At 63.5% G+C, this 25,290-nt stretch carries 26 protein-coding genes; 12 read left to right on the top strand and 14 right to left on the bottom strand.

Annotated features, from left to right (window positions below):
* Positions 1-73 precede the first annotated feature (73 nt).
* The 7 genes from QCE49_RS00425 to QCE49_RS00455 all read right to left on the bottom strand — a co-directional run bounded on the left by QCE49_RS00425 (position 74) and on the right by QCE49_RS00455 (position 8,995).
* Positions 74-925, bottom strand: a complete 852-nt coding sequence (locus QCE49_RS00425) for a hypothetical protein (RefSeq protein ID WP_250456640.1) — start codon at positions 923-925, stop codon at positions 74-76.
* Complete coding sequence (locus QCE49_RS00430; protein ID WP_250433467.1) at positions 922-2,043, bottom strand: hypothetical protein; 1,122 nt, start codon at positions 2,041-2,043, stop codon at positions 922-924. The genes QCE49_RS00425 and QCE49_RS00430 overlap by 4 nt, the downstream gene beginning before the upstream one ends.
* Before the next feature lie 33 nt (positions 2,044-2,076).
* A complete protein-coding gene (vioA, locus tag QCE49_RS00435) occupies positions 2,077-3,225 on the bottom strand; it encodes a dTDP-4-amino-4,6-dideoxy-D-glucose aminotransferase VioA (RefSeq protein WP_250433479.1) in 1,149 nt (382 codons plus the stop codon).
* Between the two features lie 2 nt (positions 3,226-3,227).
* Entirely contained in the window at positions 3,228-5,582 is a 2,355-nt protein-coding gene (locus QCE49_RS00440) for a tetratricopeptide repeat protein (protein ID WP_250456639.1), read from the bottom strand.
* Between the two features lie 169 nt (positions 5,583-5,751).
* Positions 5,752-6,051: a flagellar protein FliT gene (locus QCE49_RS00445; RefSeq protein ID WP_250433483.1), complete on the bottom strand. Its 300-nt coding sequence runs from the start codon at positions 6,049-6,051 to the stop codon at positions 5,752-5,754.
* Between the two features lie 18 nt (positions 6,052-6,069).
* Positions 6,070-7,632 (bottom strand): flagellar filament capping protein FliD, encoded by a 1,563-nt coding sequence (gene fliD, locus QCE49_RS00450; protein WP_250456638.1) that lies wholly within the window; start codon positions 7,630-7,632, stop codon positions 6,070-6,072.
* 202 nt (positions 7,633-7,834) lie between these two features.
* Positions 7,835-8,995: a flagellin gene (locus tag QCE49_RS00455; RefSeq protein WP_250433509.1), complete on the bottom strand. Its 1,161-nt coding sequence runs from the start codon at positions 8,993-8,995 to the stop codon at positions 7,835-7,837.
* A 243-nt stretch (positions 8,996-9,238) separates the two neighbouring features.
* Here QCE49_RS00455 and QCE49_RS00460 point away from each other — a divergent pair, with 243 nt between their 5' ends.
* Both QCE49_RS00460 and rpsU read left to right on the top strand, forming a co-directional pair.
* Positions 9,239-10,189 (top strand): aldo/keto reductase, encoded by a 951-nt coding sequence (locus QCE49_RS00460; RefSeq protein WP_250433518.1) that lies wholly within the window; start codon positions 9,239-9,241, stop codon positions 10,187-10,189.
* 349 nt (positions 10,190-10,538) lie between these two features.
* The gene (rpsU, locus tag QCE49_RS00465; RefSeq protein WP_008351904.1) at positions 10,539-10,751 is read left to right on the top strand and encodes a 30S ribosomal protein S21; all 213 of its coding nucleotides are present in this window, start codon (positions 10,539-10,541) and stop codon (positions 10,749-10,751) included.
* Positions 10,752-10,865: 114 nt separating this feature from the next.
* Here the strand turns inward: rpsU and QCE49_RS00470 are convergent, their stop codons facing one another.
* From QCE49_RS00470 to QCE49_RS00480, 3 genes are all read right to left on the bottom strand, one after another.
* Complete coding sequence (locus tag QCE49_RS00470) at positions 10,866-11,243, bottom strand: hypothetical protein (RefSeq protein WP_239294315.1); 378 nt, start codon at positions 11,241-11,243, stop codon at positions 10,866-10,868.
* 16 nt (positions 11,244-11,259) lie between these two features.
* The gene (locus QCE49_RS00475; protein WP_175979735.1) at positions 11,260-11,685 is read right to left on the bottom strand and encodes a hypothetical protein; all 426 of its coding nucleotides are present in this window, start codon (positions 11,683-11,685) and stop codon (positions 11,260-11,262) included.
* 462 nt (positions 11,686-12,147) lie between these two features.
* The gene (locus tag QCE49_RS00480; protein ID WP_250433521.1) at positions 12,148-12,753 is read right to left on the bottom strand and encodes a DNA-3-methyladenine glycosylase I; all 606 of its coding nucleotides are present in this window, start codon (positions 12,751-12,753) and stop codon (positions 12,148-12,150) included.
* Between the two features lie 114 nt (positions 12,754-12,867).
* On the opposite strand from QCE49_RS00480, the gene QCE49_RS00485 reads away from it, so the two are divergent.
* Both QCE49_RS00485 and QCE49_RS00490 read left to right on the top strand, forming a co-directional pair.
* Complete coding sequence (locus QCE49_RS00485) at positions 12,868-13,785, top strand: BadF/BadG/BcrA/BcrD ATPase family protein (RefSeq protein WP_250456637.1); 918 nt, start codon at positions 12,868-12,870, stop codon at positions 13,783-13,785.
* 33 nt (positions 13,786-13,818) lie between these two features.
* Positions 13,819-14,655, top strand: coding sequence for a Cof-type HAD-IIB family hydrolase (locus QCE49_RS00490; protein WP_250456636.1), 837 nt, complete (start codon positions 13,819-13,821; stop codon positions 14,653-14,655).
* A gap of 46 nt (positions 14,656-14,701) precedes the next feature.
* Here the strand turns inward: QCE49_RS00490 and QCE49_RS00495 are convergent, their stop codons facing one another.
* From QCE49_RS00495 to QCE49_RS00505, 3 genes are all read right to left on the bottom strand, one after another.
* Entirely contained in the window at positions 14,702-14,989 is a 288-nt protein-coding gene (locus tag QCE49_RS00495; protein WP_008351896.1) for a hypothetical protein, read from the bottom strand.
* Positions 14,990-15,328: 339 nt separating this feature from the next.
* On the bottom strand, positions 15,329-16,027 hold the full coding sequence (gene aqpZ / locus QCE49_RS00500; RefSeq protein ID WP_008351895.1) for an aquaporin Z: 699 nt from the start codon (positions 16,025-16,027) through the stop codon (positions 15,329-15,331).
* A gap of 246 nt (positions 16,028-16,273) precedes the next feature.
* The gene (locus tag QCE49_RS00505; protein ID WP_008351894.1) at positions 16,274-17,338 is read right to left on the bottom strand and encodes a glycosyltransferase family 4 protein; all 1,065 of its coding nucleotides are present in this window, start codon (positions 17,336-17,338) and stop codon (positions 16,274-16,276) included.
* 637 nt (positions 17,339-17,975) lie between these two features.
* Between QCE49_RS00505 and flhD the strand changes: the two genes are divergently transcribed.
* Together flhD and flhC are read left to right on the top strand one after the other, a co-directional pair.
* Positions 17,976-18,299 (top strand): flagellar transcriptional regulator FlhD, encoded by a 324-nt coding sequence (gene flhD / locus QCE49_RS00510; RefSeq protein WP_008351892.1) that lies wholly within the window; start codon positions 17,976-17,978, stop codon positions 18,297-18,299.
* A gap of 18 nt (positions 18,300-18,317) precedes the next feature.
* Positions 18,318-18,872 (top strand): flagellar transcriptional regulator FlhC, encoded by a 555-nt coding sequence (flhC, locus tag QCE49_RS00515; protein ID WP_008351890.1) that lies wholly within the window; start codon positions 18,318-18,320, stop codon positions 18,870-18,872.
* A 17-nt stretch (positions 18,873-18,889) separates the two neighbouring features.
* On the opposite strand, the gene QCE49_RS00520 is transcribed toward flhC, so the two are convergent.
* Positions 18,890-19,300 (bottom strand): hypothetical protein, encoded by a 411-nt coding sequence (locus QCE49_RS00520; protein WP_008351888.1) that lies wholly within the window; start codon positions 19,298-19,300, stop codon positions 18,890-18,892.
* A 310-nt stretch (positions 19,301-19,610) separates the two neighbouring features.
* Here QCE49_RS00520 and motA point away from each other — a divergent pair, with 310 nt between their 5' ends.
* From motA to QCE49_RS00550, 6 genes are all read left to right on the top strand, one after another.
* A complete protein-coding gene (gene motA / locus QCE49_RS00525) occupies positions 19,611-20,471 on the top strand; it encodes a flagellar motor stator protein MotA (protein ID WP_008351887.1) in 861 nt (286 codons plus the stop codon).
* A gap of 25 nt (positions 20,472-20,496) precedes the next feature.
* Positions 20,497-21,495: a flagellar motor protein MotB gene (motB, locus tag QCE49_RS00530; protein ID WP_250433526.1), complete on the top strand. Its 999-nt coding sequence runs from the start codon at positions 20,497-20,499 to the stop codon at positions 21,493-21,495.
* Positions 21,496-21,562: 67 nt separating this feature from the next.
* Positions 21,563-21,940, top strand: coding sequence for a response regulator (locus tag QCE49_RS00535; RefSeq protein ID WP_008351883.1), 378 nt, complete (start codon positions 21,563-21,565; stop codon positions 21,938-21,940).
* 51 nt (positions 21,941-21,991) lie between these two features.
* Positions 21,992-24,292 carry a chemotaxis protein CheA gene (gene cheA / locus QCE49_RS00540; RefSeq protein ID WP_250456635.1) on the top strand — a complete coding sequence of 767 codons (2,301 nt, stop codon included), beginning with the start codon at positions 21,992-21,994 and terminating at the stop codon, positions 24,290-24,292.
* 17 nt (positions 24,293-24,309) lie between these two features.
* On the top strand, positions 24,310-24,828 hold the full coding sequence (gene cheW, locus QCE49_RS00545) for a chemotaxis protein CheW (protein WP_008351879.1): 519 nt from the start codon (positions 24,310-24,312) through the stop codon (positions 24,826-24,828).
* 28 nt (positions 24,829-24,856) lie between these two features.
* The coding region (locus tag QCE49_RS00550; protein WP_309805625.1) for a Tar ligand binding domain-containing protein at positions 24,857-25,290 on the top strand (434 nt) is incomplete at its 3' end.

The raw sequence follows: 25,290 nt of genomic DNA on the forward strand, positions 1-25,290 counted from the left end.
CCGGCACGTCGTTCTTGTTGTTCTTATAGGGGTTATCGGCACGTGCGCCGATAACTTTAGTGCCGTCCGTCAATTAATCGACGATGTAAATCGCGCGCCGATAAAACTCGCCGATGTGCTGTTCCAGCGCATACGGCGCGAGCGCGTCGGCGAAGAGGCGCAGTTCGGCTTGTCCGTGCTGGCCGTTCAGCGCTTCGATGACGTCCTTGCCGAGATCGGCATAGGCGATCGGCGCGTCGGTCGTCTTCTTCGCGTACGCGAGATCGCGAATGCGCCAGCCGGCGTCCGTCAGCAGCTTCGACACATACGCGAGACGCTCCGCATCGGTCGCGCCCGGCTGCAGCGGATGCGTCTTGTCGCCCCACAGATTGCAGCCGAGCTGGAACACGAGCGAGCGCGACGCCTGACGCAGCTTCTTCAGATAAGCGACCGCATACGCCGGAAAGTCGTGCGCGCCGGTCACATATTCGCGGTCGAAATCCGCGCCCGCGTGATGCAGCACATTCAGATGCAAAAGCACGTCGATGTTCGACAGCTTGTCGAGGCCATCGAAGGGCAGCGCTTCGTGATGCACGTCGACATTGCCGATCGAGAAGGCGTCGCCGAGTTCGCGCAGGAACCTCGCGTGTTCGGCGTTCGCTTCGATCGCCGTCACGCGCGCATCGGGATGCGCATGCGCGATCGTGTACGTGAAGAAGCCCGTATTCGCGCCGAAGTCGGCCCAGCGCTCGCCGGCTTGCGGCGCGCGATGCGCGAGAATCCAGTCGAGGCGGTTGCGGTCGCCGCGCCATTGGCTCTGAATGGTCTCCTGATAACCGAGCGTACTCGCGACGAAGTCGGGGATCGTCTGATACCCCGAGTGCTTGGAGACTTCTCCGTAGAGTTGAGCGAGCCGCTCCTTGACTGCGGTGGCGCCAGAGGTCATTTCCATAGTTCCTTGTAAAAGATTCGCCAGCTGTCGCTTGCGAGATAGACGTCGCCGGCCAGGGCGCGCAACGCAGCGCCCGCGAGACGCGCTTCGCTGCCATAGCGATGCACGGTCGTCCGGCGCCGGCGCCATGTGTTCACGATGCCGCCCGTCCACAGATACGTGGCGTGGCGTGCGCGCGAAAGGCGCCGGCCTTGATAAGCGGTTGCATCTTCCGTCGCCCAGTCGCCCACGAAAGCTTCGACGATGCCGCAGTCGTGGTTCAGGCACAGGTCGAGCGGTCCCCACGGACGGGGATTCATTTCGATGAAGTACGCGCCGTCGTCCCCGACGATGCATTCGATCATCGCGAAGCCGAAATAGCCGCATTGCGAAAGCGCCTGCCGCAGCTTCACGCCGATATCGCTCGCATGAAAATCGGCGGTGCGCGCGAGCACGATCGACTTGCCGCCGGGCTGCTGCGCGAGGTTTTCCTGCGACGAGCAGAAGACTTCGCCCGTGCGCGCGAAATAGGCGAGCAGATAAAAGCTGCGTCCCGTCACGAAGTGCTGAAAGAAATAGTGCGACGGATCTTCGCTCGCCTTGAAAGCGGCGAGGTCCGCGTCGCTTTTCACGAGCACCGGATAAAGCACGCGCTTGCCGTCGACGTTGCATTTCGGCTTGGCGACGAAAGGCACCACGGCATCGTCGATGCCCGCGTATTCGGGCGGCGGCGCGATGCCTTCGCGCGCGAAGAACTCGGTGGCGCTCGCCTTGTTCGTGAGCTTCGCGTACAGCGACGGATCGACGAGCGGCACATGCACGCCGTCGATGGATTCCAGCGCTTCCTTGTGATTCAGCAGGAAGGTGTTGAAGAATTCGGAGATCGGCACGAGCGTCACGCGGCGCGCGCCGAACTTCGCCTTCGCCTGCGCGATATAACCGGCGAGCAGCGGGACCGAGAGCGTGTCGTTTTCGCGCACGGCGACCACGAGATCGCGATACGCGCTCGACAGAACCGGATCGGCGGCCGAACGCGCGATCACCGCCGCCTGTTGCCCGAGCTTGCCGATCGCGCGCAGCAGCGCGACGACGGCGCGATCGTTGGTGCCGCTGAAGAGAAGAAACACGTGCATGGGTCGATCCTGCGTGCGCCGGGCTGCCGCGCCTTAGACGTTGGCCGCGCGGATCACGTCCACGACGCGCTCGACGTCGCGGTCCGCGAGCGCCGGATAGATCGGCAGGCACAGCACCTTGCGCGATGCTTCCTGCGCGTTCGGCAGTCGGCTCGGCTGCGCGGAGGGCAGGCCGCGATACATCGGGAAATCCGAAATCAGCGGATAAAAATAGCGGCGGCCGAAAATCTCGTGATCGCGCAGACGCTGATACAGCTCGTCGCGCGTCAGCTTGTAGTCGCTTTGCACGAGCACCGGGAAATACGAGTGGTTCGTCGCGCCGCCCGCGAGACCGGGCAGTGGCACGATGCCGTCGACGTCGGCGAGCAGGGTGCGATACAGCGCGTCGATCTCCTGACGGCGCGCGAGCGCGCGATCGATGTGCTGAAGCTGCAACAGGCCGAATGCCGCATTGATTTCGCTCATCTTGCCGTTGATGCCGGCCGCGACCACGGTCGTCTCGTTGACGAAGCCGAAGTTCTTCAGATGGTCGATGCGCTGCTTCACCTTCGCGTCCGGGCAGACGATCGCGCCGCCCTCGAACGTGTTGAAGACTTTCGTCGCGTGGAAGCTCAGCACCGACAGGTCGCCGTGCGTGAGGATGCTGCCCGCCTCGTTGCGCACGCCGAACGCGTGCGCGGCGTCGTAGATCACCTTCAAGTTGTAGTTGTCGGCGATCGCCTGGATCGCTTCGACGTCGCACGGCTGGCCGTAGCAGTGCACCGGCATGATCGCGGTGGTCTGCGGCGTGATGGCGGCTTCGATCTGACGCGGATCCAGATTCAGCGTGACCGGGTCCACGTCGACGAACACCGGCTTGATGCCGTTCCACAGCAGCGAATGCGCGGTCGCGACGAACGAATACGGCGTGGTGATCACTTCGCCCGTGATGCGCAGCGCCTGCAGCGCGGTGACGAGACCCATCGTGCCGTTCGAGAACAGCGCGAGGTGCTGCACGCCGAGGTATTCGCACAGCGCCTGTTCGAGCTGCTGATGAAACGGGCCGCCGTTGGTCAGCGTCTTGTTTTCCCAGATCTTCTCGAGATACGGAACGAATTCGTCGAGCGGCGGCAGATGCGGCTGCGTGACGAAGATACGCTCGTCGATGGCGGGCTGCTCGCGAAAGAGAGGAATGGCGCTCATGATCAACCTTGCGTGGTGGCTGCTGAATTCGCTGCGGCGGGCGCGGCGGCGAGGAGTTCGGTATCGAAAGATTCGGCGGGTAGGCCGGCGCACCAGCGCTGCCACATGTGACGAAGCGCGTGGCTCATGCTCGCGGCGATCACGTCCGGACGGAAGCGCGCCGATTCCGAGCAGCGCTCGCGCATGCCGGTGCGCAGGGCCGCGAGCGCATTCAGATCGCTTGCGTACGCGACGCCCTTCGCGACGAATTCATCCGCGTCGCGTGCGATGAACGATTCGAGTCCGACCTGGCTCATCAACGTGCCGCCCGCGCGGCCGGGCATCGTGTCGCCGAGCAGCGTCAGCGTCGGCACGCCCATCCAGAGCGCGTGCAGCGTCGTCGTGCCGCCCGCATACGGGAAGGTGTCGAGACACAGATCGACCTGATGATGCTGCTGCAGATACACCGACACGTTCGAGCGCTTGAGCAGCGCAAGCCGGTCCGCGGCGATGCCTTCTTCGGCGAACCACTTGCCCAGTTCGGCGACGGCGCTGTCGTCGGGCATCGCGCCCATCAGCATCTTCGAATCCGGCACGGCGTGCAGCACGCGCGCCCACAGCGCGATCACCTCGCGGCGCAGCTTCGACACGCGGTTGAAGCTGCCGAACGTGACGTAGCCCTTGTGGAGCGCGGGCAGCAGATTGACCGGCGGCGAATTCGCATCGGGCAGGAACGGCGCCGCCGCCGGCAGGTACGCGATCTTTTCGACGAACTGGTCGTCGATCGGCGAGAAATCCGGCGTGCGGTTCGCGAAGTAATAGTCGATGGCGCTGACGCCGGTCGTCTGCGGATAGCCGATCCACGACGCCTGGACCGGCGCGGGCTTGCGTGCGAAGGCGCGCAGGCGGTTGCGGCCGGTATGGCCCGACAGGTCGATCAGGATATCGATGCCGTCGGCGCGCACTTTCTCGACGAACGCATCGTCCGACAAGCCCGAGACGACGTTCCAGCGTGGCGCGTGGCCGCGCAGGCGCTGCGTCGTCGAATCCTCGCGCGCATGGGTGCTGTAGACGTGAATCTCGATGCCCGGATCCTTCGCGAGCAATGCGAGCACGGGTTCCAGAAACGATGCGACGGCGTGGCGGAACAAGTCGCCGGACACGAGACCGACGCGCAGCGTCTTGTGCGGATCCTTCGCGTTCTCGTGCGCGCGCCACAGGCGGCGCGCCGGATCGCCGTGACGGCGGTCGAATTCGCGATGTTCGTCGAAGAGCGCGACGGGCGTCAGATCGGTACGGTGCGTGAGGCAGAACAGCAGATTGCTGTGCGAAATGAAGTCGATCGGGTTGCACTCGAGCGCCTTGCGGAAGGTGCCTTCGGCGCGCGCGATCTGACCGTCGTCCATCAGCACGACGCCGAGCGCGCCGTGCATGTCGCCGTTTTTCGGCGCGAGCTCGATCGCCCGTTCGCAGGCTTCGATGGCTTCGGCGTGACGGCGCATCGCCGACAGCGACACGCCGAGCACGCGATGCGCTTCCGCGTGATTCGGGTCGCGCGCGATCACCAGACGGCACTGCCGCTCGGCGCCGACGTTGTCGCCATGAACCTGCAGCGCGCTCGCGAACAGCATGCGCGAATGCTGGTCCGCGGGCTCCAGCTCGACCGTGCGGCCGAGCGGCTCGATGGCTTCGACGAAGCGGCCGTGCGAGTACAGCGCCAGGCCGAGCGAACGCTGCGCGCCGACGTGATGCGGATAACGTTCGACGAGCACGCGCGCCAGCTTGATCGCTTCCTCGTGGCGGCCCTTGTTGTAGAGCGACGCGAACTGGTTCAGGTCCTGCGGCGTGGGATTGCCGCGCTTGCCGGCGGTCGATTGCGACGCGTCGTCCGCGCTGCCATCGACGGTCTTCGGCGCGAGGCGCGCGAGCTGCGAGGCCTCGGCGAGCACGGCCGCCGCGTAGCCATTCGGGTGCGACAGGCGCTCGATCAGGCCGTCCATCGCCGGACCGCGCGCGCCGCGCTGCTGCGCCATTTCAACCGCGAACCAGGCAGCCTGCGTCTGATTGGTGCGCGCGAGCGCGTCGATGTACGAGACCCAGTACTGGCCGTTGTCCGGACGCAGGCCGAGCACGGATTCGAACAGCGGCACCGCGTCGTCCGGACGTTGCGTCTGGATAAAGAGAACCGCGAGGTTGTACAGCACGTCCGCGTGATCCGGCTTGTGATCGAGAATCGCGCGATAGAGCGCTTCGGCGTCGGCATGATTGCCGGCGTGATGATTCTCCAGCGCCGACTGCATGACGGTCGCGATGTCCTGCTCGAACTGTTGCTCCGGCGTCAGCGTCGTGGCGTCCGGAACCTGTAGGGAAATGCTCATGATCTTCGGCGTGCTCCTTGCGATTGAACTGATTATCCAAGCGAGGCCGCCAAACCGAAGCGCGGAGATGAGCGGGAAAGCCGCCGTAATTCGGGGGATCGCCAGCGGGCGAAAAAATGCCCGCGTGAAGCGGGCATCGGGGGAAAACTGAAGCGAAAGCGCGGTGTTTCTAGAACCGCGCGCCTTGCTGGTAGCGGTTGACGGCGTTCACGCGCTTCATCGCCGCGTGATATTCGGCGGCGAGACCGGTGCGGGTCGCGCTCGCGTCCGCGAGCACGGCAGCGTCGATACCCTGGATTTCGCGGATTTTCGCGAGCGCCTGCGGGCTCTGCTCGCGCGTCAGCGCCTGCAAAAGCGGCGTGCGCGCGGCATCGAGCTCCGCTGCGCGCGGCCAGTCCGCGAGCGTGGCCGCCGTTTCCATGTCTTTCGTCAGTGCGAACAGTTGTTCGACGAGAGCGTCCTGGTTCATCGTGCCGGTTCTCCGCTTTTAGGACTTGTTGGTCGCCATCGCGCCCGCGCTGTTCGTGCCGCCGAAGAGCGCCGTCAGATATTGCGTGTTCTGGTTCATGCTCGCCATCAGCGTATTGAGCGCCGTGAACTGCGCGTTGTAGTCCGACGTGAGCTGCGCGGCGTAGTTGGTCAGCGTCGTCTGCTGCGTCGAGATGTTGGCGAGATCCTTGTTGATCGAATCCGTCTCGGACGTGAGCAGGCCGCCCGTGCTCAGATAGCTCGAAATCTTGTCGGTCAGCTGCGCGCCGACGCCGTTGATCGCGTTGAAAAGCTGCGACACGCCGGTTGCGTTGTTCGTCAGCGCGTCGGTGAGCTTGTCGCTGTCGATGGTCAGCGTGCCGGCCGGCTGCTCCGCGGTCGCATCGAGCGACGAAACCTGGCTGATGCCGAGCGACGCCAGCGAGATCGAGCCGCTGCCCTTGCCGACCGCGCTGCCGATGATCGCCGAAAGCTGATTCTTGATCGTGTTGACCGCCGAGTTGCCGAGCAGCACGCCGCCCTGCGAGCCCGCGGACGCGCTGCTGTTGAACGACGTATAAGAGTTGATCGTCGAGACGACCGTGTTGTAGAGGCTGACGAAGTTCGAAATCGCGCTCGAAATCGACGACGTGTCCTGCGAGATCGTGACCGTCTGCGTGCTCGCCGGGGTCGTCACCGCCGCCGCCGTCAGGTTCAGCGTCACGCCCTTGATCGCGCTCGTGACCGTGTTGCTCGAACTCGTGCCCGCGACGCCGCCGACCTTGTACATCGCGTCCTGCGCGGTCGCGCTTTGCGACCAGCCGTTGGTGACGGAATCGTCGGAAATCGTGGACGCCGCGCCGTTTGCGCCGGCCGTCGACGAGACCCCGAGCTTGTTCAGGTCGCTGCCGCTGGCCGCGCCGGTGATCGTGGTCGAGATGACGTTCGACGCGCCCGTCGTCGTGGAGTTGAGCACCAGATGCTGGCCGTCCGTGCCGGTCACGATCGTCGCGCTCACGCCCGGATTGCCGGACGCGTTGTTGATCGCGGCGGCGATGCCCGAAAGCGTGTTGTTGCTGCTCGTGATGTTGATCGACATCGACTTGGAGCCGACGCTGATCTGCATCGTGCCGGTGCCGAGCTTTTCGTCCGTTGCGAAGCCGGTCGACGTCAGCGATTGCGCCTTCGCTATCTGCGAGACCGTCACGTCGTAGCTGCCCGCCACGGCGCCGGCGGCGCCCGATGCGGTGATGCCGGTGCCCGTCACGTTGGTCGTGAAGGTCGACATCAGCGTGCCGTCGGTCAGGCTCGTCATCGTAGTTTGCAGCGTCGAGAGCGCCGACGACAGCGTGCCGATCGCCGAGAGCTTCGTGTTGTCGTTCGATTGCGCGGCGGCGAGCGATGCGCTCTGGCCGGCCGTTTTCGCGTTGACCATCGCGGTGACGAGCGCGTTGACGTCCATCGACGAGTTGCCCGTCGCGCCGCTGATGATGGATTGCGCTGCTTCGGCAAGCGCCGCGTTCGCGGACGCCTGGGTCTGCGCGGCGGTCGCCGCCGTGGTGGCCGTACTGATCGTGGACATCGGGTAACTCCGTGTATCGCGCTGTCGCCTGATTGCGCGTGATCGCAGTCAACTGCTCGTTGCGGGAAACAAACTCTTGCGTGTGCACTCGTGGGCGCGGGCGCACACGCAAGAGATCGAAACGTGGTTTCGTCGCCGGGACGGCCCGACGCCGGATCTTCGGGATGAAGATCCGGCGTCGGGTGCTACCTTGGCGTACCGCTTAGCCGAGGAGCTTCAGAACTTGCTGCGGCAGGGAGTTCGCTTGCGCGAGCACCGAGATACCAGCCTGTTGCAGCACTTGAGCCTTGCTGAGGTTCGCCGTTTCCTGCGCGAAGTTCGCGTCGGTGATCTGCGACTGAGCCGACGACAGGTCGGTCGATTCAGCTTGCTGCGACGAAGCGATTGCGCTCAGACGGTTCTGGGCTGCACCCAGCGTTGCCTGCACGTTGTTCAGCGTCTGCAGTGCGTTGTCGATCGAGACCAGCGCGACGTTGGCGCCCGTCGTGGTGCTGATGTCGAGGTTCGCGACCGTGTCCGGCTTGTTGATCTTGTTGATCGACGCGTTGAGGGTGGTGATCGCGGAGCTCACGGATGCGCCCATCGAACCGGCAATGCTCGTGCTGAACGTCAGCGTGTTTTCGTGCGGTGCTGCAGCCGTGCCCGTGCCTGCGGTGCCCGAGCCGAAGATGGCCGTGACGGCCGTCGAGCTCAGCGCGACGTTGTTCTGGTCGGTGAACGAGAAGCCGCCCTTGCCGTCCGACAGCACGTTGATCGAGGTGATCGTCGCGCCGGAAGAGGCGTAGGCGCCGCTCGACGACAGCGACAGGTTCGAGAACGTGCCGAGCGTGTTGCCCTTCTGCACCATGCCGCCGCCGAGCGAGTTCGCGCCCATGTCTTGGCTCAGGTCCAGATTGATCGTCTGACCGACGTTCGCGCCGACCTGGAAGCTCAGGCTGCCAGCCGAACCGTCAAGAATGTTGCGGCCGTTGTACGTCGTTTGCGAAGCGATACGGTTCACTTCGGCGATCTGCTGCGAAACTTCCTTCTGCAGCGAAGCCTGGTCGCTCGACGAGAGCGAGCCGCTCGCGGCTTGCACGGCCAGCGTACGGATACGCTGCAGGCTGGAGGTCATCGACGAAAGCGCGCTCGAAGCCGTCTGGGCAATCGACACACCGTCGTTCGCATTCGAAACGCCCTGGTTCAGGCCGTTGATCTGCGTTTGCATCCGGTTCGAGATCGCGAGACCTGCTGCGTCGTCAGCAGCGCTGTTGATGCGCTTGCCCGACGAGAGGCGGGTGATCGCCGAAGACAGCGCGCTTTGCGTGCCGTTGAGGTTCTGCTGTGCAACCAGCGAGTTGATGTTGCTGTTGATACCGATCATTTTGTTCTCTCCTGGGAGACTGTATCTGGCTTTGGCTAAAGCACCGAGTAAGTTGCCTGGCGGTCCTGCGCTCGGTGATAGCCGGCCGCCTACTTGTGGTTATCGGGCCCCTCGAAAAAAACTTAAGGCCCGCGCAAACGATTTGTGTAACGAATTCTGTTGCGAGGCCGCGAAGCCTTGCCCGGCAAGGCGCCGATTTCGCGCGTATGCTTTTTGGTCCCTCACGACGCATTCGGAGCGCACATGCAGACACGCAATATCGGCACATCGGAACTGAAAGTTGCGCCGCTCGTCTTCGGCGGCAACGTGTTCGGCTGGACTGCCAACGAGCGCACGTCGTTCTCGATCCTCGACGCGTTCGTCGATCACGGGCTGAATTTCATCGATACAGCCGACGTCTATTCCGCCTGGGTCGACGGGCATCAGGGCGGCGAATCGGAGACGATCATCGGCAAGTGGTTCAGGGAAAGCGGCAAGCGCCACCAGGTCGTGCTCGCGACGAAAGTCGGCAAGCTGTCCACGCGCGCCGGGCTCTCGGCGGCGAACATCGCGGCGGCCGTCGACGATTCGCTGCGGCGTCTCAAGACCGATTACATCGACGTCTATTTCTCCCATTACGACGACGAAACCACGCCGCTCGACGAAACCCTCGACGCGTATCAGACGCTCATCAAGGCGGGGAAGGTGCGGGTGATCGGCGCGTCGAACTACACGGGCGAGCGGCTCGAAGAGGCGTTGAAAGTCGCGAAGGATTCGGGCTTGCCGGCGTATCAGATTCTGCAACCCGAATACAACCTCTACGACCGCGAGGGCTACGAGACCGGTCTCGAACCGGTGGCAGAACAGCACAAGATCGCCGTCGTGCCGTATTACGCGCTCGCGAGCGGCTTTCTGTCGGGCAAATATCGGTCGAAGGCGGACACGCAGCACAAGGCGCGCGGCTCGCGCGTCGAAAAGTATCTGACGCCGCGCGGCCTCGAGATTCTCGACGCGCTCGACGAAGTCGCGAAACGCAACGACACGACGCCCGCGACGGTCGCGCTCGCGTGGATGATCGCGCGCCCGAGCGTGACGGCGCCGATCGCCAGCGCCACGTCGGTCGCGCAACTGGAGAGCTTGGCCGCCGCGACGCGCCTGCAACTCGCAGCCGACGATATCCATCTGCTCGACGAAGCCAGCGCGTGGCAGAAATAGTTCTGTTGCATCAACGAGTTGGCCGGCGCGCGGGAGTTGGCAATGGCGCGGTGTTCTGGTAACATCGCGCCCGAATCGAGAAATGTGCCCGATTTCCTGCCTTCGCCGCTGAAAATGACAACGTCAACCAACAGCGGCGAACGGCTCTGAAACGCGCCTTCGTGTGGTTCTTTCGAAAGCGCCTGCCGCTTCCGCGGCTGAATCTCAACGCTCTCTTTTCCGGCCTCCGTGGCCGCTTTGCTCGTGTCCGTCGCGCCGTTCTCACGTCCGGCGGACGATCGGAGTGCCGGGGCGCGGCAACTCGCAGTCGTCGCGCGCTTGAAAATACGTTTAGCAAACCAGGATTTACATGACCACTATCGTCCTCAAAGAAAACGAGCCGTTCGATGTCGCGATTCGGCGTTTCCGCCGCACCATCGAGCGCAATGGCCTGATCGCCGAACTGCGCGAGCGCCAGTCGTACGAAAAGCCGACCACCGAGCGCAAGCGCAAGAAGGCCGCCGCTGTCGCGCGCCTGCGCAAGCGCCTGCGCAGCCAGATGCTGCCGAAGAAGATGCACTAAGCGTCTTGTTCGGGCGAGGGTTTTCGGATCCTCGCGCCGAACGGCAAAACGGCGGTGCGACCCGTAAGGGCGCACCGCCGTTTTCGTTTCTATTGCCTTTTTTAGCGAGGGCGTTCAGACGAACGCGTGACGCCTGCCAAGCGCCGCGAGCAACGCCGGCCACTCTTCGATTTCGGCGTAGTCGTGAACTTCCTCCAGCTCGATCAGCAGATCGATGATGTTCGGATCGTAGGCATTCACGTTCGATGCGTAGAGCGCCCGCAGCAGACCGCCGTCCCGCGCATGCCGATAGTAGGAAATGCCGACGCCTTCCAGCTCCGGCTCGTACACATCGTCGCGCACGAGCGACCCGATCGCGCACTTGCGGCCTTCCGGACTGCGAAGCCTGCACGAACCGTTGTCGTCTTCCGAGACCGCGCGCTGCGTCAGCAAGTGCTCGCTGACGCGCTCGTAAATGTCCTTCGGGCTCAACATCGTAATAGGGCTCAACATCACAGCACCTGCAATATCACGCGGCCGTTTTAAGAAGTTCGGCTGACAACCCGAACTGACGCGCGATCGACGTCAAACGCTCGCGCCATTCCCATTTGCCGAAGACGTCATGCACGTTCTGCAGGCACGACAGCAGCTCGACGGTGTTGGGATCGAACACGTTGATGCGCGAACGGAGCAGCGCGCGCTTCAGCGCCACGACGCCGACATCCATGTACGCCGGCACCTGCTCGGGCGGCTTCGCGATGAAGCGAATGGGCACGCCTTCCATCGCGGTGACATAGTCGCGCGGCTTGATGAAGCTCCCGACAGGGCAGCCGCCGCAGTATCCGCGATAGGCGCCGCCGCCCCGCGGCAGCAAAGCCGCTTGCCCTTGTCCGAAAAGATGCTGGACTGCGCTGTTGAAAATCTCCTGATGCGTCAGGAAGTTCAAGCTTTTCATGATCTTCTCCCCTGCGCCCCTGCGCAGCGGCCATACGTTTAAGTATTCGAGAACCTGCACCTGCTTACCGAAAGCGGCAGCGTCGTTGCAAATGTGGCGCAACAGAATCGACGCTCGCCGCCCGGCCTCTGCTCCGAGCACGGCGGTTTTCCCGGCCTGGGCGTGTGGTCTGACTGCGCCCTGTGTGCTCGCGTCGGATTTCTACACTCAGTGACGATCCGTACACCGTCAGTTATAACGGTTCGGAACGGTAAAAAGGTGCGCCAGCGCACGCGAGGAAGCCATTTTTACACGGCTCGTACGTTCGTGCAGTGCGGAAAACCCGGCCAAAAGCCTTGCAGTTCGGGCAATTGCGCGTGCTTCACTGCAAAAAAACCGTCATCTATAAGGATTTACCCTAGATCGCGTAAATTACGCTATACGATGTTGTCAAAAGGCAAAATTTTTCCGCATAGGAATCGATCAAAGCGGGGTTTTTGCAACGGTCTTCCGTTTTGTCTTAGCTTTTTCTCGCGACATGCAACCCACGGCGTGATCGTTGACCATGCCGGTGGCCTGCATGAACGCGTAGCAAATCGTTGTGCCGACGAACTTGCAGCCGTATTTCTTGAGCGCCTTGCTGAGCGCGTCCGATTCCGGCGTGGACGCGGGCGTGGGATTTTTCGCATCGCGCGGCGTGTCGATCGTTTTGCCGTCGACGAACGACCAGACGAAATCCGCGAACGAGCCGTGCTCCTGCTGGATCTGCTTCACGGCGCGTGCATTGAGCACCGCCGATTCGATCTTCGCCCGGTTACGCACGATGCGCGCGTCCTGCACGATCCGCTCGACGTCCTTCTCGGTGAAGCGCGCCACCTTGTCGATGTCGAAGCCCGCGAAGAGCGCGCGATAGCCCTCGCGCTTGTTGAGGATCGTCGACCAGGAAAGGCCCGCCTGCGCGCCTTCCAGCACCAGCATTTCGAACAGATGCCGGTCGTCGTGCGACGGCACGCCCCATTCGCCGTCGTGATATTCGATCATCGCGTCGGTCGTGGCCCAGGCGCAGCGGGTGTGTTCGGCGTCTGCCATTGCGAGTCCTCATCATTATTTTGAATCGCGTCAGCATAGCGGATCGCCCGTATCGCGCCATCTATGCCATTCGGCCAATTGGCGCGCGTCGCGGCCGCCGGTAAGCTTGCGCCCATGACTACATCTTCGACTTCGGCATTTGACGGCTTCCTGCTCGGCATCGACGGCGGCGGGAGCGGCACACGCGTGATTCTCGCCGACGCGCACGGCAACGAACTGGCGCGCGCGAGCGGCGGACCTTCGGGGCTCGGGCTCGGGGTGGCGCGCGCGTGGCAATCGATCGGCGACGCGTGCGCGCGCGCATTCGAGGCCGCCGCGCTGCCGTTCGACTGGCGCAACTGCGCACTCGGCTGTGGCCTGGCGGGCGTCAACAACGCGGACTGGCTCACCGCGTTTCTCGGCGCGGCGCCGGACGTGCGCGCGTTGAGCGTGGAAAGCGACGCCTATACGACCGTGCTCGGCGCGCACGGCGGGGAATCCGGCGTGATCGTCGCGCTCGGCACGGGCAGCATCGCGGCGTCGCTGGACGAATCGGGCGTTTGCCGAATCGCGGGCGGCTACGGCTTTCCGAGCGGCGATGAAGCCAGCGGCGCGTGGCTCGGCCTGCGCGCGGTGGTGCATCTGCAGCGCGTGCTCGACGGCCGCGCGCCCGAAGATGGCTGGTCGCGCGCGATGCTCGCCCACACTGGCGCGACGGATCGCGACAGTCTCGTCGTCTGGCTGTGCGCCGCGAATCAAACCGCTTATGCGACGCTTGCGCCCACCGTGTTCGAGTTCCGCGACCATCCCGAGGCCGCGCGTCTGCTGGATCAGGCGGGGCAGGAAATCGCGAAATTCGTCGCGGCGCTCGATCCCGCCGGCGTGCTGCCCGTCGCGCTGTGCGGCGGGCTGGCCGCGCCTTACGAGCCATTCGTGCCGGCCATGTTGCGCGAACGCATGCGTGCGCCACGCGCCGATTCCGCAGCGGGCGCGCTCGAACTGGCGCGACGCGCGGCGTCCGCTTTCGCGGCTGCGGACGGTGCGGCGCGATAAAATACCGACCTTCGCGGCACCACAAAGGCAGTCATGTATTCGGTTATCGCTACTGATCTCGACGGTACGCTTCTCAACAGCGACCACCAGCTCGATCCCTTCACCGCCGAAACCGTGCGCGCGCTCGCGGCGCGCGGCGTGCCTATCGTCATCGCGACGGGCCGGCATTATCGCGACGTCGCCGGCATTCGCGATGTGCTCGGCGTCGACGCGTATCTCATCACGTCCAACGGCGCGCGCGTGCATACGCCGGCCGACGAGCGCATTTATTCGCGCGACCTCGAGCCCGCCGCCGTGCGCCGCCTCGTGCAGCCCGAGATCGCGGGCAGCGAGCGCGTCATCGTCAATCTTTTTGCCGACGACGCCTGGCTCATCGACCGTCACGCGCCCGAGTTGCTGGTCTTCCACCAGGATTCCGGCTTCAAGTACGAAGTGATGGATCTGCGCGAGCATGAGGGCGAGAACATCGCGAAAGTGCTGTATATCGGCGATCCGGCCGATCTGAAGGTGACCGCCGCGAACCTCGAACGGGAGTTCGGCGATTCGCTCTACGTCACGTATTCGCTGCCGGACTGTCTGGAAGTGATGACGTCGGACGTATCGAAAGGGCGCGCGCTGCGTTTCGTGCTGGAGCGGCTCGATGTCGATACCGCGCAATGCGTCGCGTTCGGCGACAACATGAACGATATCGATCTGCTCGAAACCGCCGGGCATCCGTTCATGATGAACAACGCGAACCCCGATCTGATCAAGCGCCTGCCGAACGTGCCGCGTATTGGGTACAACTTCGAGGCGGGCGTCGCGCATCAGCTGCGCAAGCTGTTCGACATTCGCGACGAACTCGCGTCGCCGGGACAGACGCCCGACTGATATCCGTCACGGCGGGCCGCGGACCTCGATCCGCGGCCGGTCCCGCTTATCCGCGATGGCCCCAGTTGTTGCCGTAGCCGCCGTGGTTCCAGCCCGCGCGGTCGTATCGGCCATAGTCGCGATGATCGCGGCCATACCAGCGCGGCGCTTCGTGGCGATAGTACGGCGCGCGATACGCCGGAACCGCCGGACGCACGTACACCGGAGCCGGCGCCACATAAGCCGGCGCGCCGAGCGAGACGCCGATGTGCAGATCGCTGTGAGCCTGAGCCGCGCCGACAGCACCGATAGCAAGACCAGTCGCGACAAGCATGTGGGTGACGATGCGCTTCATTGTGTTTCTCCTTTAAGGCGACGTGTGTCGCATGAGTCCAATTTAAGCGCCCGCCGTCTTACATGCTTCGAGGACTTGTTACCGTGTGCAAGGACGGCGTAAGGGAGTTCGCAAGCGCGGCGGCGCCGTCGACATCGCTGGAAGCCTTATCCTTCAAGCCTTCGGCGGCGCGCGAAATGATCCTTGGCATCGCGTGACGGAAATTCATAAGCAGGCTGCGTAATTCGGCATTACATTTGTCGCGCGCGTTTAATCTTTCGTATGCGCGCTGTGGCGCAAAAACAAAAACGGGCGCATTTCGCGCCCGTTTTGCTTGCCGCCGTTTGCTGCCGCCGTGACTTACTTCTGACGCGTCAGCAACGGATAAAGCACGCCCGCGAGAATCGCGCCGACGATCGGCGCAATCCAGAACAGCCACAGCTGATCGAGCGCCCAGCCGCCGACGAAGAACGCCTGGCTCGACGAGCGCGCCGGATTCACCGACGTATTCGTGACCGGAATCGAGATCAGATGGATGAGCGTCAGGCACAGGCCGATGGCAAGCGGCGCGAAGCCTTTCGGCGCGCGCTCGTCGGTGGCGCCGAGGATCACGAAGAGGAAGAAGAACGTCATCGCGATTTCGGCGATGAGCGCGGCGGCCATCGAGAAATGCCCCGGCGAGTGCTCGCCGAAACCGTTCGCGGCGAATGCGCTCGACGCGAAGTCGAAGCTCGGATTGCCCGTGGCGATCAGATAGATTACCCACGCGCCGAGCGTCGCGCCGATCACTTGCGCCGCGATGTACGGCACGAGATCGCGCACCGGAAAGCGGCCCGCCGTCGCGAGCCCGATGCTCACGGCCGGGTTCAGGTGGCAGCCCGAGACGTGGCCGATGGCGTAGGCCATCGTCAGGACGGTGAGACCGAATGCCAGCGAAACGCCGGCGAATCCGATGCCGAGTTCAGGAAAGGCCGCGGCGAGCACGGCGCTTCCGCAGCCGCCCAGCACGAGCCAGAAAGTACCGAAAATTTCAGCGCCGAGACGCTTCGACAAATGCATGATTCTGCCTTCGTGAAAAAGATGAAAAGCCGTTGATTTCAAACAAGAACGCGTGACGCGCTTTTGCGCAGCGCAGTTTAAGCGCGGTGTCTTTGGCGAACTGTCAAAAATGGTCGATCGGCTCTCAATTCACGGGCATTGCACCGAAACTTCGGATCATTCCTTAGCGAATGTCTTAACAAGCGCGCAAAAAAATGCCGCCCGGCAAGCGGGCGGCAGTTCCAGCAATTCTGGTCAGGAAGGCAATCAGCCCACCGCGACCTGACGCAACACCGGGCGCTTCGCGGCCTGAAGCATCGCCGTGTAGCTTTCGACGTAGTTCTGCGCCATCGTCTGTGCGCTGAAGCGGCGCTCGAACTGCGCGCGGATTTCCGTGCGCGACAGCTCGTCGAGACGTTGCAGCGCGCCGACCGCGCCTTGCACGTCCTCGCAGATGAAGCCCGTCACGCCGTGGTCGATCACTTCCGGCACCGAACCGCGATTGAACGCGATCACCGGCGTGCCGCAGGCCATCGCCTCGATCATCACGAGGCCGAACGGCTCGTTCCAATCGATCGGGAAGAGTAGCGCCTTCGCGCCCGACAGAAATTCCGGCTTCTGCGCTTCATTGATCTCGCCGATGAACTCGACGTGCGCCTGCGAAAGCAGCGGTTCGATCGTCGACTTGAAGTATTCCTGGTCGACCTTGTCCACCTTGGCGGCGATCTTCAGCGGCAGACCGCTCTGGGCCGCGATCTTGATTGCGAGATCGGCGCGCTTTTCCGGGCAGATGCGGCCCAGGAACGCCAGATATTCCGGCTTCTTGTGGGGCTGCGGCGTCAGCAACTGGCTCGGCAGACCGTGATAAACGGTGTTCAGCCAGTTCGCCTGCGGCAGCGGCCCGCGCTGATTGTCCGAGATCGAAATGACGTTCGCCTTCGTGAACGTGTTGAAGATCGGCTGCAGTTCCGGCAGATCGAGCCGGCCGTGCAGCGTCGTCACGAACGGCGTGTCCATCTGCGTGAACAGCGGGAACGGCATGTAATCGAGGTGGAAGTGCAGCACGTCGAACTCGTGCGCGCGCTGGCGGACGGTTTCGAGCAGCAGCATGTGCGGCGCGAGCGCGTCGCGCACGGTCGGATCGAGACGCAACGCACGCGGCCACACGGGTTCGAGCGTCGCCTTGGTTTGCGAATCGCCGCTGGCAAACAACGTTACATCGTGGCCGAGTTCGACGAGCGCATCCGTCAGATAAGACACGACGCGCTCAGTGCCGCCGTAAAACTTCGGAGGAACTGCTTCGTGCAACGGTGCAATTTGTGCGATTCGCATAACGTGACTCTCCATTTAGGTAAGGCATTGCAGTCACGCTCCGGTCGAGCGCTCAACGCATGCCATTCGGGCGGGCCGCGTGTGGTTGGACGCCGCCCGAGACAGGCCCGGAGATGAAAAAACATCGCGACCGGGTTATCCCTTACCGATCATTATCGGGATCGAGACCGGCATTTCACTTCATTTTTCAATCGCTTATCGTTGTTACAGCGCGATACATGTGCTGTTACGAAGTCAGAAATTGCATCGATGGCGGCGATGAGGGCGGATTTGAAGCGTCGGACGCGCCGGGCGGCATGAATGAGCAATTCACGGTCCTGCGGCCTGAAAGGCGCGACAGCGCGCGCCCGTCGTAAAAATACGGGGCGCGGCTATTAAGTCAGACGAATACGTGCCGATAACGCATGTCTGCCGAGCGGCATCGAAGCGGCCGGCTTGTAAGAAATTTTCCTACACGATTCTTCGCGAAACTCCGTCGCAGCGTCGGATGCTTTGTCCGACAGGCGCGGCTGCGGGCATCGGCGACAATCGAATCGACAACAGACAACACGGGCGGGGCCGCATTCGCGTTTCTTTGCGAATTCGAGCAAACGTTCCCGCCGGGCCTGACCAGCCACGTTTCGATTCGGGGAAAAAGATGACGACCAGCACTACGAGTACGCTCGCGGAAATCCGCGAGGTGAACCTGTCGTACTTGCTCCTCGCTCAGCGGCTTCTTCAGGAAGACCGCATCTCGGCGATGTATCGCCTGGGCCTTTCGGAGCAGGTTGCGCAAGTTCTGGCTTCGCTGACGCTCGCGCAGGCAGTGAAAGTGGCGTCGTCGAGCCATTTGCTGTGCCGCTTTCGTTTCGATGACCACGCGATCCTTTCGTCGCTCGCCGACAAGGACCGCAGCGCGGCGCTCGCGCACGCCCACGCGGCGATTGTGCTGGCGGACAGTCCCGTCGAGCAGATCGGCTGACGCCGCGCGCGAAGCCCGATGGCGACGAAAAGCGTGGTCGCGGAGGTCCGCGAAATCACTTTGGCGATCGAGCTGATCGAGCTCGGCGCGCGCCTGCAACTGCTCGAAGCGGAAACGAGCCTGTCGCGCGACCGTCTCATCAAGCTCTATAAGGAACTGAAAGGCGTGTCGCCGCCCAAGGGCATGCTGCCGTTCTCGACGGACTGGTTCATGACGTGGCAGCCGAACATCCATTCGTCGCTGTTTCACGGCATTTATCGCTTCATGGCGGCCAACGACAAGAGCCAGCCGACGATTCACGCGATCGTGAAAAGCTACCGCCTCTATCTCGAACACGCGGCGCTGTACGGCGACGAACCCGTGCTGTCGCTCACGCGCGCGTGGACGCTCGTGCGCTACTTCGAATCCGGCATGCTCCAGACCAACGTCTGCACGCGCTGCCGCGGACGTTTCGTCGCACATGCGTACGAACTGCGCGCCGGTTACGTGTGCGGCCTCTGCCAGCCGCCATCGCGCGCGGGCAAGACGCGCAAGGCGGGCGCGGACCGCGAAGCGGGGCGGATCGCCGCCTGATCCGCGCCCGCGTCCGTCTAAAAGCGATCGTGGTACGAAAGCCCGACGGTCATCCCGTGCGGCGTGCGCTGATACATGATCGCCCAATGCGTCACCGATGCGCCGATCCACGCACCGAGCGCGTCGGCGGCCAGATCCTTGTAGGAGAAGCCGTCCGTGCGGCAGGTTCCGTCGACGATTTCCTTCACCAAGCCCGGCGCAGTGCCGATCAACGTGCCGTAGACGACCGGATGGTCCGAGCCGCGCGTCAAATAGGCGCCGAGCGCGCCGAACGGCGCGGACGCGGCCACGTGGGCAAGTTTGTCGGAGCCGGTCCAGCTATCCGATGTCTGCATACGCCAGCCGCCGCGCGAACCGCTGCAGTCGAAACCCGCATGCGCGAATGAACTCGCGGTCACTGTCAGCGCGAGCGCGCTGGCCTGTTTCATTGCTCTTGTCATCGTTCTCTCCGATTTCACGACTTCGCGTCTCCAACAAAACTGAACGCGCGTTCGTATTATCGGCAGAAAATGTGATGTTTCGTGTCGAACGGGAAAATTTTGTTTCGCCGCTAGGAAAAGTTCGATATTTGGTTGCCGTAAATCAGCGATTGAGACGCAGATTTTGCGAAACAGCGAGAAGGTCGCGCGGCAAACCGCACGGAACGTACAGTGGTTTGACCGTGCCCCAAAGTTTTCCAGTCGAGTGCCGTAAACCACTTAACGGCGGTCTTACCGCATCAAACGTGAGGACTCGACTGTGCTGATTTTCATTGGATCGCTCGTGACATTGCTGTCCGTCTTCGGCGGCTATGCCATCGAAGGCGGCCACCTTGGCGCGCTCATGCAGCCGGTCGAAATTCTGATGATCGCGGGCGCGGGCGTCGGCGCGTTCATCCTCGGCAACAACGTCAAGACCATCAAGGCGACGATTCAGGTGCTGCCGACGCTCTTCAAGGGCGCGAAGTACGACAAGAGCATGTACATGGAGCTGATGGGCCTGCTCTACGTGCTGCTCGCGAAAGCGCGCAAGGAAGGCACGCTCGCGCTCGAAGCGGATATCGAAGATCCGGCGAAGAGCCCGGTGTTCAGCCAGTACCCGAAGATTCTCGCGGACCATCACATCGTCGAATTCCTGACGGATTACCTGCGCCTCATGGTGAGCGGCAACATGAACGCGTTCGAGATCGAAAGCCTCATGGACGAGGAAATCGAGACGCATCACGTCGAAGGCGAAGCGCCGGCGCACGCGCTCACCAAGGTCGGCGACGCGATGCCCGCGTTCGGCATCGTCGCGGCGGTGATGGGCGTCGTGCACACGATGGCCTCCGCCGATCAGCCGCCCGCGATTCTCGGCGAGATGATCGCGCAGGCGCTCGTCGGCACCTTCCTCGGCATTCTGCTTTCGTACGGCTTCATCGGACCGCTCGCGAACGTCGCGGAACAGCGCGTCGCGGAGCAGACCAAGATGTTCCAGTGCATCAAGGTGACGATCCTCGCGAGCCTGAATGGCTACGCCCCCGCGATCGCGGTGGAATTCGGCCGCAAGGTGCTGTTCTCGACGGAGCGCCCGTCGTTCTCCGAGCTGGAAGAACACGTGCGCAAGGTCAAGTCGAAGTGACTTCCGCCATAGTCGAGACACAGCGATGAGCAACGATACCGATCGCCCGATATTCATCAAGCGCGTCGTCGCGGGCAAGAAAGGCCATCACGGCGGCGCGTGGAAACTCGCCTACGCGGACTTCATGACCGCGATGATGGCGTTCTTCCTGCTGATGTGGCTGCTTTCGTCGACGTCGCCGGTGCAGCGGCGCGGCATCGCCGAATATTTCCAGATGCCGCTCAAGGCCGCGATGGTCGGCGGCAAGACCGTCGGCATGGACAACAGCATCATCATGGGCGGCGGCCGCGACATTTCCAGCACCGACGCAGGCGCCGCGCGCAAGACCGATGGCGCCACGCAGCTCGCGCAGCGCGCCTCGTCCGACACCGACGAAGAACTGCTCAAGTCCGCGCAGGGCGAGCTCGAACGGCGCGAGCAGGTGCGCCTGCACGATCTTCAGGTGAAGCTCATGGCCGCGATCGAGGCCAATCCGACGCTGCGCCAGTTCAAGCAGCAGATCCGCATCGAATCGACGCAACAGGGCTTGCGCATCGAAATCGTCGATACCCAGAAGCGCCCGATGTTCGCGCTCTCCAGCGACGCCGTGCAGCCGTACATGCGCGACATCCTGCGCGAGATCGGCCGCTCGCTCAACGACGTGCCGAATCACATCGTCGTGCAGGGACATACCGACGCCGTGAAGTACGCGGGCGGCGACAAGGGCTACAGCAACTGGGAGCTGTCCGCGGACCGCGCGAACGCGTCGCGGCGCGAGCTGGTCGCGGGCGGCATGGACGAAGGAAAGGTGATGCGCGTGCTCGGACTCGCATCGACGCAAAACCTGAACAAGAAAGATCCGCTCGATCCGGAGAACCGGCGCATCAGCGTGATCGTGCTCAATCGCAAGACGGAGCTGTCGATGCTGCGCGACGACGGCTCACGCGGCGCGACGCTCGACAACGGCACGGACGCGAACGGCAATCCGTCGTCGGCGCTCGGCCAGCTCATTCCCGGCGTCGCGGTGAGACCCGTGGCGAAGTGAGCAAAAACCTCGAAAAAGACGCTCAAGTGTCGACACGTTTCGACCGTCATCCCGGCAAGAGACAAACATGATCAAACACATTCTGGCAATCGACGATTCAGCCGCGATGCGGCAAATCCTCTCGGCGACGCTGGCGGCGGCGGGTTACCAAGTGACCGTTGCGTCGGACGGCGACGAGGGGCTGGAGTGGGCGCTCGCGGAGCGCTTCGATCTGGTTCTGACCGATCAGCACATGCCGGGCAGAAGCGGGCTCGATCTGATCGTGGCGCTGCGCGGAAATCCCGCATACAAGGCGACGCCGATTCTCGTGCTGACGACCGAAGGCGGCGAGCCGTTCAAGGACGCGGCGCGCTCGGCGGGCGCGACAGGCTGGATCGAGAAGCCGCTCGATCCGGACCTGCTGACGGAACTGGTCGCCGCGCTCTCCGAAGAAACGCAGCACTAAAGCGAACGCACAAGACAACTCGCGCACGCACGCGCCGATGGTGACTCAAGCATGACACTCGACATTACCCAGTTCTACCAGACCTTCTTCGACGAAGCAGACGAACTGCTCGCGCAGATGGAGCAACTGCTGCTCGTTCTGGACATCGCGAATCCCGATCCGGAAGACCTCGCGGCGATCTTCCGCGCGGCGCACTCGATCAAGGGCGGCGCGGCGACGTTCGGTTTCACCGCGCTCACCGAAACGACGCACATCCTCGAATCGCTGCTGGACCGCGCGCGCAACAACGAACTCGTCCTGCGCCGCGACATGATCGACACGTTCCTCGCGACGAAGGACGTGCTGTCGGATCAGCTCGCCGCGTATCGCGCGAGCGCGGAGCCGGATGCGGCCGCGGCCGCCGCGATCTGCGCGAAGCTCGAGCGTCTGAAGAACGAACAGGCCGAAGGCGCACCGTCCGGCCGGATCGAGCCGCCCGCGCTGCCGGGCGCCGACGCGAACGTCGCGTCCGCCGCGAGCGCGAACGCCGCGCCGGCCTACGACGGCCCGAATGCGCCGCCCGCCCACGTGCTTTCGCAGGCGATGGACGCGATCGAGGACGACGGCAACTGGGACGGCGCGTTCGAGCTCGCCGATGGAACGAATGCAGGAACCGCTGCCGCGACGCCGGGACACACCGGCGCGCCGCACGCGGAAGTTGGACCCCACCTGAAAATTACGCTACGGGGGGTGGGCGAGAAGGACCTGGCGACTCTGATCGAGGAGCTGGGGAACCTGGGAAGCATCGTCGGAGAAAAGAAAGCGGACGCCGAGTACGTGGTATGGCTCGACTCGGACGTCCCCGCCGACGATATCGTCGCTGTGTGCTGCTTCGTGATCGATGAAAAGCAGATCACGATCGGCCGCGGCGATGCAGCGGCGCAATCCGCAGAAGCCCAGCCGGCGCGCCTGGAAGCGACGGCCACGCAGATTGCGCAACCCGCGATACACGAAGAGCCGAAGCAATCGCAGGCGCACGCGGCGCCCGCATCCGCCGCTGGCAAGGAAGCAGTGAAGGAAGAAGCGGCGACGGCGGCGGGCTCGAAAGACCCGTCCGCCGCTCAGCCGGCAAAGTCCGCAGCAAGCGACGCCGACAAGAAAGCGCGCCCCCAGGCTGCGGCATCGGCGGAAGGCAGCTCGATTCGCGTCGGCGTGGAGAAGGTCGATCAGCTCATCAACCTGGTGGGCGAACTCGTCATCACGCAGGCGATGCTCGCGGAAACCACGAGCACGTTCGATCCCGCGTTGCACGACCGCCTGTTCAACGGCATGGCGCAGCTCGAGCGCAACGCGCGCGATCTGCAAGAGGCCGTCATGTCCATCCGCATGATGCCGATGGATTACGTTTTCAGCCGCTTCCCGCGCCTCGTGCGCGACATCGCCGGCAAGCTCGGCAAGGAAGTGGAACTCGTCACGTTCGGTCAGGCGACCGAACTCGACAAGAGCCTGATCGAGCGCATCATCGATCCGCTCACGCACCTCGTGCGCAACTCGCTCGATCACGGCATCGAGACCGTGGAAGCGCGCCGCGCGGCGGGCAAGTCGACGACCGGCCAGCTCGTGCTCTCGGCGGCGCATCACGGCGGCAACATCGTGATCGAAGTGAGCGACGACGGCGCGGGCCTGCGCCGCGACAAGATTCTCGCGAAGGCGCAGAAGCAGGGCATGCAGGTTTCCGAATCGATGAGCGACGAAGAAGTCTGGCAACTCATCTTCATGCCGGGCTTCTCGACCGCCGAACAAGTGACGGACATTTCCGGCCGCGGCGTCGGCATGGACGTGGTGAAGCGCAACATCCAGTCGATGGGCGGCCACGTCGAAATCATGTCGCGCCAGGGCGCGGGCACGACGACGAAGATCGTGCTGCCGCTCACGCTCGCGATTCTCGACGGCATGTCGGTGAAGGTCGGCAACGAGATCTTCATTCTGCCGCTCAACTTCGTGATGGAGTCGCTGCAACCGGTCGCCGAGGACATCTACACGGTCGCGAACGGCGAGCGCGTCGTGCGCGTGCGCGGCGAATATCTGCCGCTCGTCGCGCTGCATCGCGTGTTCGATGTCGAAGGCGCGCGCACGGAGCCGACGCAGGGCATCGTCACGATCATGCAGACGGAAGGACGCCGCTTCGCGATGCTGATCGACGAGCTCGTCGGCCAGCAGCAAGTCGTCGTCAAGAACCTCGAAACGAATTACCGCAAGGTGCACGGCATTTCCGCCGCGACCATCCTGGGCGACGGCAGCGTCGCGCTGATCGTCGACGTGGCCGCGCTCAACCGCGAATCGCGCGCACAGCACGGCGCGCACGCTCACTAATACCGAAGGAGTCTTTCATGGCAGACGTTCAATCGATTCAAACCGCTGCGCCTTCGCGTCGTGACACGCAAAACACGGAAGCAGCCGGACAGGAATTCCTCGTGTTCACGCTCGGCGCCGAGGAATACGGCATCGACATCCTGAAAGTGCAGGAGATCCGCGGCTACGACAACGTTACACGCATCGCGAATGCGCCCGGGTTCATCAAGGGCGTGATCAATCTGCGCGGCATCATCGTGCCGATCGTCGACATGCGCATCAAGTTCAATCTGGGCCGCGTCGAGTACGACAACCAGACGGTCGTCATCATCCTGAACGTCGCGCATCGCGTGGTCGGCATGGTCGTCGACGGCGTGTCGGACGTGCTCACGCTCACGCAGGAACAGGTGATGCCCGCGCCGGAATTCGGCGGCACGCTCGCGACCGAATATCTGACGGGCCTCGGCACGGTCGACGGCCGCATGCTGATCCTGATGGACATCGAGAAGCTCATGACGAGCCGCGAGATGGAGTTGATCGACTCCGTCGGCGCATAAAAACGTATTCAGGAAGCAGGAAGAAGCCATGCTGAAGAAGTTGTCGATCCGCACGACGCTCACGCTCGTCGGCTTGTTGTTCGTCGGTTGCGCGGCGCTCATCGGCGCACTCGCGCTCGTCGGACTGAACTCGGCCAATGCGTCGCTCGCGTCGCTCGCGCAGGAAGACATGGTCGCGATGCGCGCGCTTTCAGAAACGTCGTCGTATCTGCTGCGCTCGCGCGTGACACTCGACCGCGTGCGTTCGCTCGCCGAAGCGGGCAATACGGAAGAAGCGAAGAAGGCGATCGATCGCGGCCAGTATCTGCTCGACAAGAGCAACGAGAACTGGAAGCTCTATCTCGATACGCCGAAGCCGATGCTCCCGAAGGACACGCTCGATGCGCTCGTCGCCCAGCACGTGACGCTCTTGATGACCGGGGTGGAGCGGGAATTCACCGCGTTCCGGGCGAACGACCTGGC

The sequence above is a fragment of the Caballeronia sp. LZ008 genome (assembly GCF_031451435.1).
GTDB classification, from domain to species: domain Bacteria; phylum Pseudomonadota; class Gammaproteobacteria; order Burkholderiales; family Burkholderiaceae; genus Caballeronia; species Caballeronia zhejiangensis.